Source organism: Cytobacillus sp. ABV4_503, from assembly GCF_056158445.1.
This window is the reverse complement of record NZ_JBSWTH010000001.1, coordinates 4,762,920-4,781,921: the sequence shown is the minus strand read 5'-3', so window position 1 is coordinate 4,781,921 and position 19,002 is coordinate 4,762,920. Positions and strand designations below refer to the sequence as shown.

Annotated in this window: 17 protein-coding genes; 10 read left to right on the top strand and 7 right to left on the bottom strand. The window is 43.6% G+C overall.

Annotated elements, in window-relative coordinates; all coding sequences use genetic code 11:
• Positions 1-147: 147 nt before the first annotated feature.
• Positions 148-1,422 carry a YjiH family protein gene (locus ACXAD1_RS23835; RefSeq protein ID WP_370224423.1) on the bottom strand — a complete coding sequence of 425 codons (1,275 nt, stop codon included), beginning with the start codon at positions 1,420-1,422 and terminating at the stop codon, positions 148-150.
• Positions 1,423-1,695: 273 nt separating this feature from the next.
• Here ACXAD1_RS23835 and ACXAD1_RS23830 point away from each other — a divergent pair, with 273 nt between their 5' ends.
• The 4 genes from ACXAD1_RS23830 (at position 1,696) to ACXAD1_RS23815 (ending at position 4,614) form a co-directional block, all read left to right on the top strand.
• Entirely contained in the window at positions 1,696-2,499 is an 804-nt protein-coding gene (locus tag ACXAD1_RS23830) for an ABC transporter permease (protein ID WP_370224393.1), read from the top strand.
• A gap of 3 nt (positions 2,500-2,502) precedes the next feature.
• On the top strand, positions 2,503-3,309 hold the full coding sequence (locus ACXAD1_RS23825) for an ABC transporter permease (protein WP_206840891.1): 807 nt from the start codon (positions 2,503-2,505) through the stop codon (positions 3,307-3,309).
• Positions 3,310-3,330: 21 nt separating this feature from the next.
• On the top strand, positions 3,331-4,338 hold the full coding sequence (locus tag ACXAD1_RS23820) for an ABC transporter ATP-binding protein (protein WP_474911207.1): 1,008 nt from the start codon (positions 3,331-3,333) through the stop codon (positions 4,336-4,338).
• Positions 4,339-4,419: 81 nt separating this feature from the next.
• A complete protein-coding gene (locus ACXAD1_RS23815) occupies positions 4,420-4,614 on the top strand; it encodes a hypothetical protein (protein WP_019380547.1) in 195 nt (64 codons plus the stop codon).
• Between the two features lie 179 nt (positions 4,615-4,793).
• On the opposite strand, the gene ACXAD1_RS23810 is transcribed toward ACXAD1_RS23815, so the two are convergent.
• Positions 4,794-6,113 (bottom strand): short-chain fatty acid transporter, encoded by a 1,320-nt coding sequence (locus tag ACXAD1_RS23810; protein ID WP_206840887.1) that lies wholly within the window; start codon positions 6,111-6,113, stop codon positions 4,794-4,796.
• Between the two features lie 148 nt (positions 6,114-6,261).
• On the opposite strand from ACXAD1_RS23810, the gene ACXAD1_RS23805 reads away from it, so the two are divergent.
• Complete coding sequence (locus tag ACXAD1_RS23805; RefSeq protein ID WP_474911206.1) at positions 6,262-6,750, top strand: GNAT family N-acetyltransferase; 489 nt, start codon at positions 6,262-6,264, stop codon at positions 6,748-6,750.
• An 83-nt stretch (positions 6,751-6,833) separates the two neighbouring features.
• Here ACXAD1_RS23805 and ACXAD1_RS23800 read toward each other — a convergent pair whose 3' ends face one another.
• Positions 6,834-8,348: a BCCT family transporter gene (locus ACXAD1_RS23800; protein ID WP_474911205.1), complete on the bottom strand. Its 1,515-nt coding sequence runs from the start codon at positions 8,346-8,348 to the stop codon at positions 6,834-6,836.
• A 218-nt stretch (positions 8,349-8,566) separates the two neighbouring features.
• On the opposite strand from ACXAD1_RS23800, the gene ACXAD1_RS23795 reads away from it, so the two are divergent.
• From ACXAD1_RS23795 to ACXAD1_RS23785, 3 genes are all read left to right on the top strand, one after another.
• A complete protein-coding gene (locus tag ACXAD1_RS23795; RefSeq protein ID WP_206840881.1) occupies positions 8,567-9,229 on the top strand; it encodes a DNA alkylation repair protein in 663 nt (220 codons plus the stop codon).
• Positions 9,230-9,331: 102 nt separating this feature from the next.
• Positions 9,332-10,189 (top strand): HAD family hydrolase, encoded by an 858-nt coding sequence (locus ACXAD1_RS23790; protein ID WP_206840880.1) that lies wholly within the window; start codon positions 9,332-9,334, stop codon positions 10,187-10,189.
• 23 nt (positions 10,190-10,212) lie between these two features.
• A complete protein-coding gene (locus ACXAD1_RS23785) occupies positions 10,213-11,298 on the top strand; it encodes a PQQ-dependent sugar dehydrogenase (protein WP_474911204.1) in 1,086 nt (361 codons plus the stop codon).
• Positions 11,299-11,324: 26 nt separating this feature from the next.
• On the opposite strand, the gene ACXAD1_RS23780 is transcribed toward ACXAD1_RS23785, so the two are convergent.
• From ACXAD1_RS23780 to ACXAD1_RS23770, 3 genes are all read right to left on the bottom strand, one after another.
• Positions 11,325-11,975: a TetR/AcrR family transcriptional regulator gene (locus ACXAD1_RS23780; protein ID WP_206840876.1), complete on the bottom strand. Its 651-nt coding sequence runs from the start codon at positions 11,973-11,975 to the stop codon at positions 11,325-11,327.
• A 68-nt stretch (positions 11,976-12,043) separates the two neighbouring features.
• Positions 12,044-13,072 (bottom strand): ABC transporter permease, encoded by a 1,029-nt coding sequence (locus ACXAD1_RS23775; RefSeq protein ID WP_206840874.1) that lies wholly within the window; start codon positions 13,070-13,072, stop codon positions 12,044-12,046.
• A gap of 1 nt (position 13,073) precedes the next feature.
• Positions 13,074-13,793, bottom strand: coding sequence for an ABC transporter ATP-binding protein (locus ACXAD1_RS23770; protein ID WP_474911203.1), 720 nt, complete (start codon positions 13,791-13,793; stop codon positions 13,074-13,076).
• 205 nt (positions 13,794-13,998) lie between these two features.
• On the opposite strand from ACXAD1_RS23770, the gene ACXAD1_RS23765 reads away from it, so the two are divergent.
• On the top strand, positions 13,999-14,721 hold the full coding sequence (locus tag ACXAD1_RS23765; RefSeq protein WP_474911202.1) for a Crp/Fnr family transcriptional regulator: 723 nt from the start codon (positions 13,999-14,001) through the stop codon (positions 14,719-14,721).
• Between the two features lie 221 nt (positions 14,722-14,942).
• The gene (locus ACXAD1_RS23760) at positions 14,943-15,377 is read left to right on the top strand and encodes an SRPBCC family protein (protein ID WP_206840865.1); all 435 of its coding nucleotides are present in this window, start codon (positions 14,943-14,945) and stop codon (positions 15,375-15,377) included.
• Positions 15,378-15,524: 147 nt separating this feature from the next.
• Here the strand turns inward: ACXAD1_RS23760 and ACXAD1_RS23755 are convergent, their stop codons facing one another.
• Positions 15,525-18,824 carry an alpha-amylase family glycosyl hydrolase gene (locus tag ACXAD1_RS23755; protein ID WP_474911201.1) on the bottom strand — a complete coding sequence of 1,100 codons (3,300 nt, stop codon included), beginning with the start codon at positions 18,822-18,824 and terminating at the stop codon, positions 15,525-15,527.
• Positions 18,825-19,002 lie beyond the last annotated feature (178 nt).

Sequence of the window (19,002 nt, the reverse complement as noted above, 5' to 3'; positions counted from 1 at the left end):
GGATTTTAATATAACGGTCAGTAAAGCAAGTTTATCGGTTAAAATGCTGATATATCGGTCAGCTACCCAAGCATATCGGTCAGTTTCTCAATATATCGGTCACTTCCCGTCATATCAGCTTTTAGTATGAACCAGATAGCAAAACATTTAGAAAAGAATATGCGCAGCCACCACAATTACCGGCAAAGTAATAAGTGTTCTTTGAATAAAGATAATAATCAGATCCCATAATGTTACCGGGATTTTAGAGCCAAGCAAAAGTCCGCCAACCTCTGACATATAAATCAGCTGGGTAACGGATACAGAAGCTACGATAAACCGTGTCATTTCGCTTTCGATGCCTGCACCGATTACAGAAGGCAGGAACATATCAGCAAACCCGACCACTAGTGTTTCAGAAGCAGCTTTTGCTTCCGGCACCTGCATTAATTCAAGCAAAGGTATGAACGGCATTCCTAAAAATGCAAAAACAGGAGTGTACTCCGCGATAATCAGAGCCAAGGTTCCCAAAGCCATGACAATAGGGGCTACACCCATCCACATATCCAGAATGTTTTTGGCGCCATCCTGGAAGAAGGCTTTCAAGCTCTGGTTTGTTCTTGCTTTAGAAACAGCCTGTTTAAGTCCCCAGCTTGCTGGAGTATGTCCTTCAGGGATGCTCTCATTCAGTTCTGCCTCCTGGCCGTTATAATACGTATCAGGCTTCCTGGAAAGGGGCCAGATTCTAGGGCTGATAATGGCGCAAATGAAGCCCGCTGCTGTGATGGTCAGATAAAAAGGCACAAACATATGGCCAAGGTTTACCTGTGAAATTACCACAAGACTGAAAGTAATGGATACTACAGAAAAGGTTGTGCCGATAATAGCTGCTTCCCTTTTCGTATAATAGCCTTCTTCATACTGCTTACTGGTCAGAAGAACACCAATGGTACCATCGCCTAGCCAGGATGCCACACAGTCAATTGATGACCTTCCAGGCAGCTTAAATACCGGACGCATGATTTTCGTTAAAAGCGCGCCAAAAAATTCGAGCAATCCGAAGTTCAATAGCAAAGGCAGGAACAGCCCGGCAAATAAAAAGACTGAAAACAGGATCGGCAGAAGGTCATTTAAGAGCAATCCTCCTGTGTTTTCAGACCAGATCTGTTCAGGACCGATTTGAAAAAGGGTAATAACAGCAAAAACAGCGCCTATAAATCTCGCTGCAGCCCAGATATAGGGAACGTCAAATAAGTTCTTGAAAAAAGGGCTTTTTTCGATAAAAGCAGGCTTAGCGAATTTTGCAAGCAATGTACCCAATAATGTAATGACAATAATAAAGGTCATGATTTCAGGAAGATAGTCTGAGAGCAGGTTTTGGATCCAGCCTGAAAAAATGGCTATGGGAATTGTAATATCTCCTTGATATTTGATCGGAACCATGAACAAGCTGATTCCAATTAAAGACGGTATTAGAAATTTTATCAGGTCTGAAGAAGAATGCTTCTTTCTGGATGCATCAATCAATATATTCACCTTTTTCTTATATTTATAAGCCAAATGTTATTTTAATTCATAACCCCTGAAAAAGCCAACCCTTTCTCTTAAATTCCACTGTTTCCCTTCTTTTTAAACTTCTAAAACAAACTTATTTTTACGCTCCCATATTATGTTAAAATATAAAATAATCAAAATAATTAAAAAGCGGGTGTGCGGATGTTCAGGATTCGGTTATATTGGACCTTCACAAAGAAGGCCTTTCTTCGATCAGCCGTTTATCGGTTTGATGTATGGTCGCGGCTTGGCTCAAATCTTATTTTTTTGCTGATGTGGGGCTCGATTTGGACTGCTTTATATGCCGGGAGGGAAGAAGCTGGCGGCGTCAGCTTTGAGTCCATGCTGACTTATATTGTCGTCAGTCAATTTTTATCCGGAGTAAATGGGGCGGGCACCCCGCTGTGGGAAATCCAGGAGAAGGTCCGGACAGGAGATATTTCCCTGGAATTAATGAGGCCGTTTGATGTGCCGCTGCGTTATCTTTTTGCCGACTTTGGAAGTGTGGCCTTTTACATACTGACAGCACTGCTCCCTTTATATACAGTCATGTTCTTTTTTATGGATTTGACATTGCCTTCAGCCTGGGAGACTTGGGCTTTGTTCATCGTATCAGCTTTAATTGGATTCCTGATTCGCTATTGCATTGAAATGTCTTTTGGGCTGCTTTCCTTTTTTCTCGTTGAAACGGGCGGCATTGTCGATGTCTTTTACTTTGCCATGTCCCTTCTTTCAGGATCAGTAATTCCTCTGTGGTTTTTTCCGGGCTGGCTGGAGAAGATGGCACTTTACTTGCCGTTCCAGGGAATCTATTACATACCAAATGCGATTTTTATTGGCAAAATCTCTGGTGAGGAGATCCTGCTATCCCTGGGTGTCCAATTATTTTGGGCTGCTGCCAGTTATCTGCTATTAAGGTTTGTCTGGAATCGCGCATCCCAAAAAGTAGTGGTGCAGGGGGGATAGAGTGTGAGTGTTCTAAAATATTTCGATTTGTACTTCAAGCTCATCTCTGCAGGTGTGAGGGCTCAGTTGCAGTACCGGTTTGCCTTTGTCATGCGGATTGTCGGGCTCATTACATCTTATACAGGCACTGCTGTCACCATGTGGATCATGCTATATCAGTTTCAGGAACTGGGCTCATGGACCTTTTATGAGATGCTGTTTCTATTTGCTGTTGCTGTTTTATCCTGGGGATTCTGCATCATTCTCTTTTTTCATTTCAGGGGGTTGGACACCTATATTTTAAACGGCACATTTGACCGCTTTCTTGTCAGGCCCATCAATCCATTTTTTCATTTCATGGCGATGAAGTTTGACGTGGCCTCATTTGGGCAGTTCATCTTCAGCATCGGCATTTTTATTTGGGTCAGCTTTGAGCTGCACCTGGATTGGACAGTTGGAAAAAGTTTATTTCTGCTGTTATCTGTGGTGGGAGGCATCCTCATCCAGGGCGGTCTGCTTGTCATGATATCTGCCCTCGCTTTCTGGACGACGAAATCGGAGCAATTTTACTGGGTGGCCATGTTTCCTGCCCGAAATCTGACCAATTATCCTTTGGTCATTTATCCGAAAGCCGTCCAATGGTTTACAGCCTTTGTCGTTCCATTCGGTTTTGTGAACTATTTTCCCGCGGCTGTGCTTCTGGAAAAGGAAACGCCGTTTTTCCCGGAGAATATCGGTTATTTGTCGCCGTTTGTCGGCATCGTCTTTTTTGCCGTAGCTTATTCTATTTGGATGCTTGGTTTAAAGAGATATAAGAGTACAGGTTCATGACATAGTTTAGGAGGGCTGGAATTGCCGATTATAGAGGTTGAAAATTTAATGAAGGACTTTATGATTGCCAAGAGGGAGACAGGCTTTCTTGGCGCAGTGAAGAGCCTGGTTAAAAGAGAACATATTAAGAAGGAAGCAGTGAAGGATATCAGCTTTTCGATCGGAGAAGGAGAAATGGTGGGCTATATCGGACCGAATGGCGCCGGAAAATCAACCACCATCAAAATGCTGACGGGCATTCTTGTCCCAAGCTCAGGAAGTGTGAAGGTAAACGGCATCATTCCCTATGAAAACAGGCAGGAAAATGCCAAGAATATCGGAGTGGTATTCGGCCAGAGAACACAGCTTTGGTGGGATCTTCCTACGATCGAATCGTTTGAGCTGCTGAAGGAAATCTATCAGGTTTCGGATAAACGGTATAAGGAAAACATGGACACCTTTACAGAGATATTGGGGCTGGATGAATTCCTGAATACACCGGTCCGCCAGCTGTCGCTTGGGCAAAGGATGAGGGCTGATATTGCCGCATCTCTGCTGCATGACCCGCCAATCCTATTTCTGGATGAACCGACGATTGGCCTGGATGTCGTCGCCAAGGAGAAGATGAGGACTTTTATTAAAGAGATTAATAATGAGCGCAAAATCACCGTCATTTTAACCACCCATGATATGGAGGATATCGAAAAACTCTGTGAGCGGATGATTCTCATTGACCATGGGCAAAAAGTTTACGACGGGGAAATCGAAGTGGTAAAAGAGCGTTTTGGCAAAACGAGGACACTTATCGTTGACCTGGAGGAATCATCTCACAGCCTTCAGCTTAAGGGCGGTGAGGTGTTTAAAGAAGAAGCAAGCCGCTTCTGGATCCGATTTAACCGGGATGAAGTGTCAGCATCGGAAATAATTGCCCAAATTACCGAAACACATAATATCAAAGATTTAACCGTGGAAGAGCCTGCAATCGAATCGATCATCAGCCGCATTTATCAGGAGGGCTATCAGGAACTGCCTGAAACGGTCAAGGTGTAAGTTGCAGCACTAGCAAAAATAGGCTCGGCTAATATGTCAATATTTTCTGAAAAATTTATATACTGTAGAGAGGTGATCAAATTGATTCTATATTTGCTGGGCTTTTGTGCAGTATTGCTGGGTGCAGGAATGTTTGTGGACTGGTGGCATAAAAAGCATGGAATTGACGATTTTGACCCTGAGGAAAATGAAAAGCATGTATCTGAGTCAGAGAGAGCCTACATTGAGTCTTATATGCATAACATGAAAAATGATCATCATAACGGAATGTCATAAGAAAAGCGGAAGCGCCTTGGCTACCCCCGACACCTCGAGGGGGTAGGTGCTCCTCGCTTTTAGTCGTGCGATGATGATGCTGCCGAAGCGTTCCAAGTGGAGCTAGACAGCTATCAAAATTCATAAATTACACATTATCTCATAATAGAAGAGCATGGCGGATGCCATGCTCTTTACCTTTAAAATAATAAAAAACCTATTGAAATAATCACGCCGCTGACCAGCAGGGTCAGAACGCAGAATCCCATGATATCTTTTGCCTTTAAGCCTGCAATGGCGAGTGCCGGCAGCGCCCAGAAAGGCTGGATTAAGTTGGTCCAGGCATCGCCCCATGCGACAGCCATGGCTGTCTTAGGGATGGAAGCCCCCATTGACTGAGCGGCCTCAAGCATAATGGGTGCCTGAACAGCCCACTGGCCTCCTCCGGAAGGAACAAAGAAGTTCACAAGCCCCGCGCTTAAGAACGTGAAGAAATGGAATGTGTAATCATTCGAAATGCTGACAAACGCTTCGGACATAACCGCTGCCAGCCCTGAGGCAGTCATCATGCCCATGATTCCGGCATAAAACGGAAACTGAATAATAATTCCGCTGGCCCCTTTCACTGCATTAAGGACAGCTTCGAGGAACCTTTTAGGTGTTCCATGGAAAAGGATGCCCAGGAACAGGAATAAGAAATTCACGATATCAAGGTTCAGGTTAAACCCCTTTGAAGCGAAATAATAAAATAAGAATACAAGTCCAAAAATTCCGGCGAGCAATGAGATGATGCGGCTGTTTTCCAGGCGTTCAGCAGGTGTCATTGCCCCTTTTTCAAGTGAAGCTGCCTGGATGTCTTCTTGAAGAAGAGCAGGGTCGACCACAATGGTCTCCTTTTTAGACGGCATCATAAAGCGGTTTACAAAAGGCAAAACCAATAAAAGTGCGACGACAATAAAAATATTGAAGCCGGCAAAAATGGTCTGGTCAGTAGAGATGACGCCAATCATATCTTCAGAGAAGTGTCCAGGTGTAGCAATGGTCAATGGAATCGAACCGGAAATTCCTCCGTGCCAGACAACGAAGCCTGAGTAAGCGCTTGCAATCAACAGGCGATAATCTACATTTTTTACTTTTTTGGCAAGCTCTTTAGCAAATAAGGCGCCGATCACGAGACCAAATCCCCAGTTAATTAAGCTTGCAATCATTGAGACGAATGACACAATAAGGATGGCCTGGCCGGGTGACTTGGCTAATGATGCCATTGCACCTAACCCTCTTTTAAAGATCGTGCTGCTGGCCAATACATGACCTGTGACTAAAACCAGCACCATCTGCATGGAAAAAGTCAAGAGGCCCCAAAACCCATTCCCCCAATGCTGAACCATCTGATAAGGTCCATTATCTGTAAAAATCAAACCTAATCCAAAAACCGCAAAAGTTAGGATAATAACAAATAAAAATGGATCCGGCAAATATCGCTGCATAATGCGGTTAAAGAAAGAAACCAGTACTTTCATGATGCAACCCCCTAAAAAATATATTTCTCGAACCTAGTATATTTTCTGTAAAATTCAATTTATTCCTTCTTTTCTGAAATAAATCTTGTCTAAGATGCTTTGAACCTTTAAATTTGGAGAGTATAATTCCGAAAAGGAGACTGGGGACATGGACGTTAAAATAGTGAAAGCGGCAAGCGGGGAACAGGACATCATAAGAAACCTGTATGCATTCTATCTGCACGATTTAACAAAATACACTGATGCATTGGAAGTAAATGAAGACGGCACATTCGAATTTGATGCCTTTTCATTAATATGGGACAAAGAAGGCATTGAACCGTACCTCATTAAAGCTGATGACAAACTGGCAGGATTCCTGCTGCTTTTACGTGCTCCTTTTCTAAATAAAGCAGATTACTGCATCAATGACTTTTTCCTATACAACTCGTTCAGAGGGAAAAAAGTGGGGCAAGTTGCTGTCGAACTGCTTTTTAGTAACTATAAGGGTACCTACTATATCGAGCAATTAAAACGAAACACGCCTGCAGTCCGCTTTTGGCAAAAGGTGTATCGTGATTATCAATTTGATGTTCAGGAGACTTCCAGAATGGAGGATGGAGAAGAATGTGTGGGGCAGTTGGTAAAGGTGAAATGATAATTTATAAAACAATCCGAACCTGGTCCTAATACGGACTTATAAGTAAAAAAACAGACCTCCTTTTACAGAGGTCTGCCCCGTTATTTTTTCTGCCTGACAGGAATCGTTTCCTTGCGCAGCATTTTCAGCAGCGATACGCACATGAATATCAGAATGATAGTGAACGGAAGTGCCGACACCAGTGAGGCTGTCTGCAGGCCTTCGAGTCCGCTGCTTAAGAGCAGGACTGCGGCAATGGCTCCCATTAAAATGCCCCACACAATTCGCGGGAAAAGCGGCGGTGTCAAAGTGCCGTTGGCTGTCATAACACCCAAAATATACGTTGCTGAATCGGCTGAAGTAATTAAGAACGTGAGAATCAGCAGAATGGAAAGCACAGAAACCAAAAAGCTGAAAGGCAAATGGTTATAGGTTTGGAATAAAGCTGAAGTCACATCGCTGTTAACGGCTTCAGCAATCTGCGTTCCGCTGAACAAATCAAAATGCAGTGCTGTTCCGCCAAATACGGCAATCCATACAAGCGCGATAAGCGGCGGAACGATCAGGACGCCTACCACAAATTCGCGGATTGTTCTCCCCCTGGAAACCCGGGCAATAAAGGCTCCGACAAAAGGGGACCAGGCAATGGCCCATGCCCAGTAAAAAATGGTCCAGTCGCGGATCCATGTTCCTCCCTTGTAGGGGGTCATTCGCAGGCTTAAATTAATAAAATTCGAAATATAATCCCCAATTCCGAGTGTAAAGGTATTTAAGATGAACACCGTTGGGCCGGTAACCAGAACGAAAATCATAAGGAGGAGTGCCAATCCAAGATTTAAGTTGCTCAAGTATTTGATTCCCTTATCAAGTCCTGTCGATGAAGACAGAAGAAATAAAGAAGTCATTACCGCAATAATCAGAATTTGAGTCATAGTACTCTGCTCAATTCCAAATACAGCGTCAAGTCCCCCGTTAATCTGCAGAATGCCCAGTCCAAGCGAGGTTGCAACCCCCATGACCGTTGCAATAACAGCCAGGATATCAATGATCTTTTTCAGCAGGACAGGATCCTTTTTCTTGCTGAATAAAGGAGTTAAAGTCGTAGAGACCAATCCGTTTTCTTTCTTCCTGAATTGGAAATACCCCATTGCCAGTCCGACGATTGTAAATACAGACCATTGGCTGACACCCCAGTGGAAAAAGGAGTAACCCATCGCCTCGCGGGCAGCATCTGTTGTTAAAGGGTCCATGCCCTGTCTTGGCGGGGTGAAATAATGGCTCATTGGCTCGGCAATTCCCCAGAAAACCAGTCCAATTCCAAAGCCTGCGCTAAATAACATCCCAATCCATGTGAAAAAGGGATAATCCGCTTTATCTTCATCATTCCCAAGCTTGATGCGGCCATATTTGCTGATAGCCAGAAAGATACAGAATAAGACAAAAAACAAGACCGAAATTAAGTAAAACCAGCCAAATGCGTATGTAGTAAAATCGAAAGCTTTTGTTGCAGCACTGGCAAACAAATTGGGAGCCAGGGCTCCCAGTAACACTAATAGCGTTATAACAACGGCTGAAACCCAAAATACACTGTTAATACTGCCGGATTTATCATTCAATAAAATCCCCCCTAAAGTAGTCAATCACATTTGTATTTTGGTCTTCTTTTCTGTCTAATCATTCATTGGGATTTGTAAAATGCAGGCACAACTCTATAAAATGGAATTAAATAGAAGTGGGAAAGCTGTCCAAAAACGGAGAAAGCAACAAATCTCTACAGTACCTTACCCTTAACATGATGACATAAACCTGCTTTGATGTAAAAAGGAGTGCTTATATGGATACCCAATTATTAAGAGAGCTTTTTGAAAAAAACAAAGACGCAGAAAAAGCAGTCCCCATGCAAAACTATATGAAAAACCACTTTTCCTTTCTGGGAATTAAGGCACCTGAAAGAAGAACTCTATTAAAAGAATTCTTCAATAAGACAGGCCTGCTGAAGAAGGAGTTTAATCCGGAATTTGTGGAAGCCTTATGGGACATGGAGGAGCGTGAATACCAGGCTTCCGCCCTCGATTACATTGGAAAATTCACCAGGAAACTGGACAAAAACCATCTGGCATTAATCGAAAAGCTGATCACAACAAAATCCTGGTGGGATACCGTTGACATGCTGGCCACCCATGCAGTAGGTGCCATCGCGTCCAAAAACCCGGAAGTCATCCCCGAAAAAATAGAGGGATGGGCAACCAGCGAAAATATGTGGCTCCGCAGGACAGCCATTCTTTTTCAGCTAAAATACAAAACCAGCACAGACGAAGACCTGCTATACCGCTACATCATGCAAAACAATGACAGCAAAGAATTCTTCATCCAAAAAGCCATCGGCTGGGCGCTCAGGGAATACTCCAAAACAAACCCTGAATCAGTTAAAAGGTTTATTGAATCAAACACACTTGCCAAATTGAGCATTAGGGAAGGGAGTAAATATTTAGGATAGATTCCTGGAGAAAGAGCAATTATTTAAAATAACCCAAAGAACATGTTAGAATGGCAAATAAGTTTTTCAGTAAAAATACTACAGCCAGAAGGTGAAATGATAATGATCAAATGCATTGCCAGTGATATGGACGGTACCCTTTTAACCGCCACACAGAAAATCACGCCTGATAATATCGAGGCCATTAAAACAGCACAGGAAAAAGGAGTCGAAGTAGTCATCGCAACCGGGCGCTCCTACTTCGAAGCAAGCTTCGTCCTCGATGAAGCCGGCATCTCCTGCCCGATTATTTGTGCAAACGGGGCAGAAGTAAGGGCTGCAGATGGAAAAGTTGTATCCTCCAACCCGCTCGACAAGGACCTGGCGAAAAAAGCGGCCTATATCCTTGTAAAGAACAACGTTTATTTCGAGGTATACACAAACCAGGGTACATATACAATTGATGAAGACCGCGGCGTCTCCATCATTGTCGACATCTTTTTAAGCGGAAATCCTGAAGCAGATATTGATGAAGTGACAAAAGCTGCCGAAGAACGATTTACAAAAGGGCTGGTGCGAAAAGTGAACAGCTATGACGAGCTTTTCAACAGTGACGAGCACCAAATATACAAGCTGCTTGCCTTCTCATTCGAACCGGATTTTCTCGTATCCGCCAAAGAAGACTTGCTTAAGCTTGAAGGCATGGCCGTAAGTTCATCAGGGGATGAGAACCTGGAGCTGACAAGTGTGAACGCCCAAAAGGGGATTGCCCTTGAAGCTTTTGTAAAAGAAAAAGGCATTTCACTTCTGGAAACAATGGCAATTGGCGATAATTATAATGATTTGTCCATGTTCAAACGCGCAGGAAGATCCGTTGCCATGGGCAATGCCGACGAAATAATAAAAGCACAATGTGATGCTGTGACATCTGCAAATGAAGACAGCGGTGTTGCCAAGGCAATCCGGGAAGTCCTGAAGTAAAATTCAAGGGGGATGAAAGCTGGATGAAAAAGGTGTTAGGTGCAGGTTTGCTGGTTTTTGGTCTGCTGGCTGGCTGCTCAAGTACCGGCGAGAATGATAGCGGGAAACAGGTTGAGGATCAGGAGGCCAGCCTTCCTGCCGGTGAAGAGCCGGAAATACTGGCCGATGAGCTTGATATTCCCTGGTCCATTGCCAGAACAGGCGAAACCTTTTACATGACGGAAAGACAGGGCAGCATTGTAAAAGTGGAGGATGGCAAGAAAGAACGTCAACAGGTTGAGCTTGCGAAAAAACTTTCTACTGCTTCCGAAGCTGGCTTGCTTGGATTTGTGCTGGCACCTGATTTTTCACAATCAAACGAAGCATATGCCTATTACACCTATGAAAACACCTCAGGTCAGTTTAATCGTATAGTGACTCTTAGGCTTCAAGAAGGAACGTGGAAAGAGGAGAAGCTTTTGCTCGATAAAATCCCGAGCGGGCAGTTCCACCACGGAGGCCGGCTTGAAATTGGCCCTGACGGAAAGCTTTATGCTACTGCAGGCGATGCTGCCACTGATCCTGAAATTGCTCAGGATGTGAATTCTCTGGGAGGAAAAATCCTAAGAATGAATTTGGATGGAAGCGTCCCGGGGGATAATCCTTTCAGCGGATCCTATATTTATAGTTACGGCCACCGCAATCCGCAGGGGCTGGCATGGGCTGAGGATGGGACTTTATATGAAAGTGAGCACGGTCCATCGGCCAATGATGAAATAAATAAGATCCTTCCCGGTAAAAATTACGGATGGCCCGTCATAAAAGGGAATGAAACGAAGGAGGGCATGGAATCGCCGCTGTTTACCTCCGGTGATGATGAAACCTGGGCTCCTTCCGGGATGGCCTATTATAAAGGCAAGCTTTACACTGCCGCCTTAAGAGGCAATGCCGTTCTTGAATTTGATCTGGAAACAAAGAAAGTCAGGAAAATGGTTTCTAACTTAGGAAGAATCCGGGACGTCTTTATTGAAGGAGATGTGCTATATTTTATCAGCAACAATACGGACGGACGCGGCAATCCGCTTGATAAGGATGACAAACTTTATCAAATTCGGTTATTGGATATATAAAAAGAGCCTGGCAGCAGTGCCAGGCTTTAGTCTTTGGCTGAAAGGCCGTGCATAATAAATTGAATGGTCCGTTCGGTTTCCTTTTCATCATCCCAATTGGCTTCAGGCAAGAGTAAATACCTCGCAATTAAATAGCCGAAAATGGAAGTAAAGGTCATTCTTACTGCGCTGTAGGCTGGAATCTCAATAATCTGGCCTTTTTTTTGATAGTATTCGACCAATCCGGCAAAGCGTTCAAACACCTTCATGGCAATATGCTCTTTAAATTGTTCCTTCAGTTCCGGGTGAAACGGAATTTCCTGTATAAGAATTTTTATCAACGAGGCATTGTTTTTAAGAAATTCAATCCGATTCTCCATCATAGCCCTTAAAAAATCTTCATACCGCTCGTATTTATGATCAATTACTTTGTAAAGATCCTTGATGACAAAGGGAGCAATCAGCTTTGCCATCATAGGGGAAACAATCCCCATCAGTAAATCCTTTTTTGTTTTATAGTGTCTGAAGATAGTTCCTTCGGCCACTCCAGCCTTCTTGGCGATTTCGCTTGTCGAAGTGGCTGCAAATCCTTTTTCGGAAAACGATTCAATCGCAGCCATGATAATTTTCTTCTGCTTCTCCGTAAGTTTTTCTTCTTCCTGAAATAACTCTTCTAAAATGGAATCCTGCTCTGGCATGGTTAACTCCTTTATACGTGCAAAATCTATAGCTTTATTATAAAGGAATGAAATTGCAAAAAGAAATTTTAAATTTTCCGGTACCGTCTTAGAGCAGCGATATTCAATATCATAAAGAGGAAGGAGAACGCGAGCAGCATAAGCAGATCTTTATAAATCATTTCCCATCCAAAGCCTCTCACCATTACATTTCTTAATGCTTCAGCAGCGTAATACAAAGGCGTAAAAGGGCCGATCCAGCTTAGCCACTCTGATATAGTCTCCAGATTGAATAACCCCGAGAAAAAGATCTGGGGAACCACAATAAGCGGGATGAATTGAATCATCTGCAGCTCGTTATTGGCAAAAGAAGACAGCAGGATTCCCAGAGTCAATGCAGTCAGCGAAAGAAGCAGTGTGATGAGCAGGACATAGCCAAAAGATCCTTCCATCAGCATGCCAAGCACATAGATTGCATACCAGGCGATGATGGCAGCCTGGATCATGGTGAAAATCCCAAATCCCATGATATATCCCGCAACAATTTCCCACCTCCGAAGCGGACTGGTCAAGAGCCGCTCAAGCGTACCAGTTGTTCTTTCTCTCAAAAAGGAAACACCGGCAATCAGGAATACAAAGAAAAAAACAAAGAATCCCAGCAGCACCGGGCCGAAATAATCAAACTGCCCCATGTCGCCCGAGCCGAATAAATAATCGATCTTTATTTCCTGATTCATGCCATTTTGCTGCAATGGCTTCAATGCCTCCTGAACCCATCTCACCACAGCTCCGTTTACACTCGGGTCGCTTCCTTCCAAAACCAATGATGGCGGCATCTTATCAAATATCAGATATGCATCCAGCTTTTTGTCTGATAAATCATTTTCTGCCAGCTTCTCTGTTTCATAGTGTTTGAGTTTGGCATTTTCAAGATTAAGTTGAGCCTCCAGCTTTTCAGGAATATCAACGAGGCCAATTTCAGGCGAATATTCATCTCCGTTAAACACAAGGTGAAGCATAGTCAGGACGAGGATAGGGGCGAAGATCAATAGAGCCATCGTCCGTTTATCTCTTACAATCTGGCGGAGTATCCGTATAACCAGGGCCATGATCCTCATATTAAGCACCTCCATATGCCAGGAAGGCATCTTCAATATTGGCAGAGCTGGTTTGCTGCATTAATTCTTCCGGTGATCCAGCTGCAATGAGCCCTCCGTCTCTAATCATGCCCAGCCTGTCGCACTTTCCCGCTTCATCCATGACATGAGTCGTCACCAGGATGGTCGTTCCATTCTCCTTCAGGCTTTTAAAAGATTCCCAAATGCTTTTTCTGAGGACAGGATCGATTCCTACCGTAGGTTCATCCAGTATGAGGAGACCGGGACTATGCAAAAGGGAGATGGCAAGGGAAAGTCTTCTTTTCATACCCCCTGAATAATCGGAAACCAGCTTGCCGAGATGATCCGTTAACGAAACAATTTCCATGACTTCATTCATCCGCTGCTTTTTTTCTTTTCCTTTTAATCCATACAGTGCTGCGAAAAAATCAAGATTTTCCTTTGCTGTTAATTCGGTGTATAGGGCGTCGGATTGTGCCATATAGCCAATTCTTTTAATCAAGTTCAGCTGGGGCATTTTTTCGCTGAAAATATAGTTTTCCCCCTGTGATGGCACCTCAAGTCCTGCCAGCTGTTTAACAAGCGTCGTCTTGCCGGCTCCAGATGGACCGAGCAGGCCAAAAATTTCGCCCTCGTAAATCTCAAGGCTAATGTCTTTTAAAACCTGGTGCTTTCCATAAATCTTGGATACACTTTGAATGGAAACAATTGGACTTTTCATCAGTTCACTCCTTTTTAAAAAGTGAGTAATCACTCACATAAATAATAATCGAAATACAGCCTGTTTGTAAAGTGAGTAATCACTCATTATTTTCAGTAATACAGGAACTTTAAGTATGAGCAGGCTTTTGTGAGTTAAGTCACTACTTCCCGAACTCATGTTAGCTAAAATATTTCTAATAGAATAGTAAAAGCGGGGGATGGGAATGGAATATGAAAAGCAGGATCATAGGCCGTTAATCGATGAATTTTTAGGCAAGATTGAAATCTTTAAAGAACTCCCCAGTGAATCCATACTGCTGATCGATAAACGAATTATTAAGAAAGCTTATTTAAAAGGCGAAAGAATTATGTCTGAATATGAAGTCGCCAAAGGAGTTTACTTTGTTCATTCCGGCATTGTGAAGCTGACGAAACAGGATGAACAAGGCAACGAACTCATTATCTGCATTAAGAAAAAAGGCGAGATTTTTGCAGAAGCCAACCTTTTTAACCAGACGGGCCAATTCTATCCTGCGACGGGTACAATGGTTCAGGATGGTGAAATCTACTTTCTGAAAACGGATGATCTGGAACAGGAGCTCTTGTATTCACCGGAAATGGCTGTTCAGATTATCCGCTATATGAGTGAATCGCTGCGTGATATGACCTCCATTCTGAGGGACATCGCCCTGCTTGATGTGTATACAAAAACAGTCCGGACATTGGAAAGGCTCGCGGAAAAATTCGGCGCCAACCACTGTAATCGGATGCATCTTGAGCTTCCCATAACCGTCCAGGAATTCTCCACCCTTGTCGGAACATCCCGGGAAAGTGTCAGCCGGGTTTTTTCCAGACTGAAAAAAGAAGGAATCATCGAGATTACAGGCAGAAAAATCGTCATTGTGGACTGGTGCAAATTTTGCTCCCTTTACCATCAGAGGCTGTAAGGGCAAGTTACTTTTAAGGTGAGAAAGTACAAATTTAAAATTCAAGAATGTTTTGCTCCACAAGGAATGCTTCGACTGCTTTATCATCTCACATTAAAAGCGCTAGCTTTTGGGAGGACGCAGCGTTCTTAGCCTGTGTTCGCGCTTCCGCTTTTCTTAGTCAGCCCGGCTTTTTTGTTATATAATAGAGTCATAGAATCTATGACTCTGAGGTGCAAAGCATGGCTGATTTTCGTTCCAGTGAGATTATCAATAAACCTGTACATGAAGTATTTGATTATATGATTAAAATGGAAAATGTCCCTGAACTCATGCCGTTTGTTGTGAAAGTGGAAAAACAGACCGAGGGCGAGATCGGAAAAGGAACAAAGTTCATTGAAACCCGCATGGTCAGAGGGAAAAAAATCAGTGCAGATATTGAAATCATTGATTTTGAACAGGACAGATCCTATACCACCCGCAGCAATGCCAATGGATTGATAACAGAATATAAATATGATTTTCATGAAATAGAAGAAGGAACGCAGGTGGAGATGGAAGCAAGCGTCAAAACCAGCGGCCTTGTCGCCAAATTAACGAAGCGTTTCATCGTGAATATTGTGAAGCGGGAAGACGGAAGCCAGCTTCAGTATTTGAAGGAAATGATGGAGAAATAAGAAGAGCGCAAGGCGCCTTGACTATCCCCCGACACATCATGGGAGCAGTTTCTTAACGGTTTTCGTCGTGTGATGATGAAACTTGCTAAGTTTACCTGGAGCTAAAAGGAAAACAGGGAGCCTCTCCATTTGAGAGGCTCCCTGTTTTTATTGATTCCTTTTTTCATCCAAAACAAGAATAACCGTCCCGCCCGCATTTCTCCCAGGCAGTTTGACTTTAATCTGCTGATTTTTGTCCACTGAATATTTCTTTCCGGAATATTGGTCAATGACCTTGCTGCCGGCGGCAAATGGGACTTTTACTGTTACTTTCTTTTTATCCGTCATAGTGTTTATGCCTACAACAGCATTTATGCCGTTATAGGAGCGGTTAAAGACTAGATACCCGTCAGCGTCACTGCCTGCCAGCTTTTCACGTATACCTTTTGAAAATACTGCAGAGTAATTCTTCCGGATGTTAAGGAGCTTCCGGTAGTGCTTGTGCATGTCATTTCCGATTAGGGACCAGTCAAAGTCATAGCGGTTTTCATTAAACTCTCCTTTATCCATATCTCCTGCATGTTTGCCGGAAAGGCCGATTTCTTCCCCATAATAGATAACTGGCTGTCCCTTTGACGTTATTTGGAGGGCAGAGGCGATTTTCATTTTGCCCCAATCATTGCCCGCACTTGTGATCAGGAAGCCGTCTTCATCATGACTGCTTAAAAATTGGCCAAGAGCTGCCGTATTTGAGAGCTTATCATTTCGAGCCTGTAATTTTGCTTCAGCTGCGTCGATTTTGCCGTTAATGAAATCAGCAGCGGTATGTTTAAAATCAAAATCGAGGATGGAGTCCATTTCACCGCTGTTCAGAAAGCCTCCATGCTCATCGATGTGGCCGCCGTAATATTCGCCGATGATTTTAAAGTCAGGCCTGATTTCAGTCAGGGCATTTTTAAATGCTTTCCAGGTTGTGTGCTCCACGTGCTTAACGGTATCCACACGGAAGTAGTCAATCGTATCCCCGCGGTCTGTTCTTGCTTTTTCAAGCCAGTCTGTCTGCCAGTCAATAATTTGTCTGCGGACCTCTTCTTCCTCCGTTTTAAAATCAGGCAATCCGGCCAGCTCGCCGCGGATGGCATCATTTCCGCCATCCCGCAGCATGCCGGCAAAGCGCTCACGGTCAGCATCAGAAGGGAAGTTGGGAATTCCAAGCCCAATGGAGGGATCGTTTTCCTTTAATCCATATCCGGTATGGTTCAGTACCACATCCACCATCACTTTTATGCCGCGGTCATGCGCTTTTTCCAAAAGCTCCTGGAATGTCTTAATGTCCCCAAGATGCTCATCCAATTTTGTAAAATCCTTTGCCCAGTAGCCATGATAGCCATATTGGTTTCCATCTTTATCATGGCGCAGGTCCCAATTGATGTTGTCGACGATCGGTGTAATCCAAATCGTGTTAATGCCAAGGTCCTCTAGATAATCCAGTCTTTCAATCACACCCTGGAAATCCCCGCCATGATAGGTTTCCAGATGGGACGTATCATAATTTGAATGGTTTGGATCATCGTTGGAAGAATCTCCATTGTTGAAGCGATCTGTCAGCATAAAGTAAATGCGTGCTTCATCCCAATCAAAATCCTCCTTTTTGCCGCTGAAGGTGCGGGTTTTGACTTCAACGGAAGCTTCTCCCTCATGAAAATTCCCATATTCATCAATCACTGTGACCGGCAGCTTCTTAATGCCTGCCGTTACAGATTGATCAATGGAAATGGTGTGTGCATTTAATGCCGGGTCAATACTGACTTTGCTGCTTCCGCCGATAGCAGATAGGTCAGCGTAAGCTTCCTTAATAGATACCTCAGGATCTGAAAGTATTGTTTCAATAGACAAAACGGCATTTTCATTGTATGAAACTTTATTTGGATTCACGTCAGTTCTGATCTCTGCTGCTGGGTTTTTATAGGTGATGGATGACTTCTCATTAAAAGGATCTTTCATTTCCGAAGTCTCTCCATCTCTAGTAACAAGGAAAGAGTACTCGTATGTGCCTTCTTTTAAGTGATCAATCGTCACAAAGAAACGTTCTTCCTTAAGGGAATACTGCATATCATAAATCTGTCCATTCAACTTTGCCTGAACCTTTTCAATCGAATCCATTTTTCCCTGTTTGAACAGCTCCGGATCTCTAAAATAAAGAGTAAGACTGCCATTGTTCAGGAGAGGACCCGTAAGAGAAGGGACCTGATAGAATTCACTCTGGCCGCTATTGACAATAACCTTGGTGTACTTGTCATTCCCTGTTTTAATATAGCGGTCGGCACCATAAGGATCCTTTTGATCCCAGCCTGTTCCTTTGCGAAGCACAAATCCCATTTGCTCAGTCTGCTGGCCAATTTCAATCAATGCAACAGCCCCCTTGTCATTGACTTCGGTAAAATCTGCCTGCCCATCCTTTATGCCAGTCTGCCAGGTCCAAATGTTCCAGCCTTCATAATCGTGATTGTCTCTTACATACGTAAACTCAATAAAACGACGGTTATCTTCAGCATTCCGATCGTCAAATTCCTCTTTTGAGTAATAAACGGTTTGGTCGCCCTCAGCGAGCCATACTTCTGCCTCATTTTGGCCATCAGGCATGGTAATGGTTCTGGAAACATCCTGAGTATCCCAGTTTCCGGGACGGGGAATGACATGGATTTTACTCGAAGGAACGGAAATCTCAGCTTGGGCAAATCCTTCTGTCTGGTTAGTAAATGGGTAAGCCTTGCCGCTTTTTTCATCCTCCCATGCCCATAGATCCCAATTGAACTGCTCGCCGTCATTGCGCCAGTAGTTTATTGTATAGCTATTCATTTGACCGATAATGCTGAAGCTATGCTCCAGTGTATAGCCATTGAATTCGCCAATGACAGTTACGCTTCCTGCTTCAGCAGAATCAGAGATTGCCAGCTGATTATTTTTTACCTCAACGCCATCTGCCTCAGTTTTTAATTTCCAGGAGAGCTGCACATCTTCAATAGTGCCGTTGCTATGTACTAGTTTGGCCGAAAGAGGAATCATGGTGTCTTTTACAGCTTCAGCAGGCATTTCAGTTGTTAATCCGCTAATAGCCAGTAAGCTGTTTCCATTTGCAGTCCTGCTGTTTGCCGGGTCTGTAATCCAATTGTCTTCATCCAGAATAAATTTATATTCATAGACTCCAGGTGACAAATGAATAGTCTTTGTCCAAATATTGTTTGCGCCTTTCGTCATTGCTAACGCTTTATTTTGCCAATCGGTAAAACTTCCGGCAACCCGAACCTGCTGAGCTTCTCCCTGATAGGAGAAAGTAACCTGACTCCCGTCCACAACAGGGCTTTCGCCTGAGCTGGCAGAGGATGAATGCGGGTGAATTCCTGTGAATAAACTGAGAATCAGGCTTAGCAGCATGATCAAGATGCCAGCTTTCCTATATCTGCCCATAAAATTCCCTCCCTATAATTGGTTGAGTAGAAGTAGTGCAATCGATTGCACTAAAAAGTATATGAAACCGCTTGCAGAAACTTAAGTAAATTCTAACATCATCATAGGGAAAGCTCATGGGCAGAAAGTAGTTAATATTCAGAAAAAACAAACATAAAAAAAGCCGCTCTGACAGCAG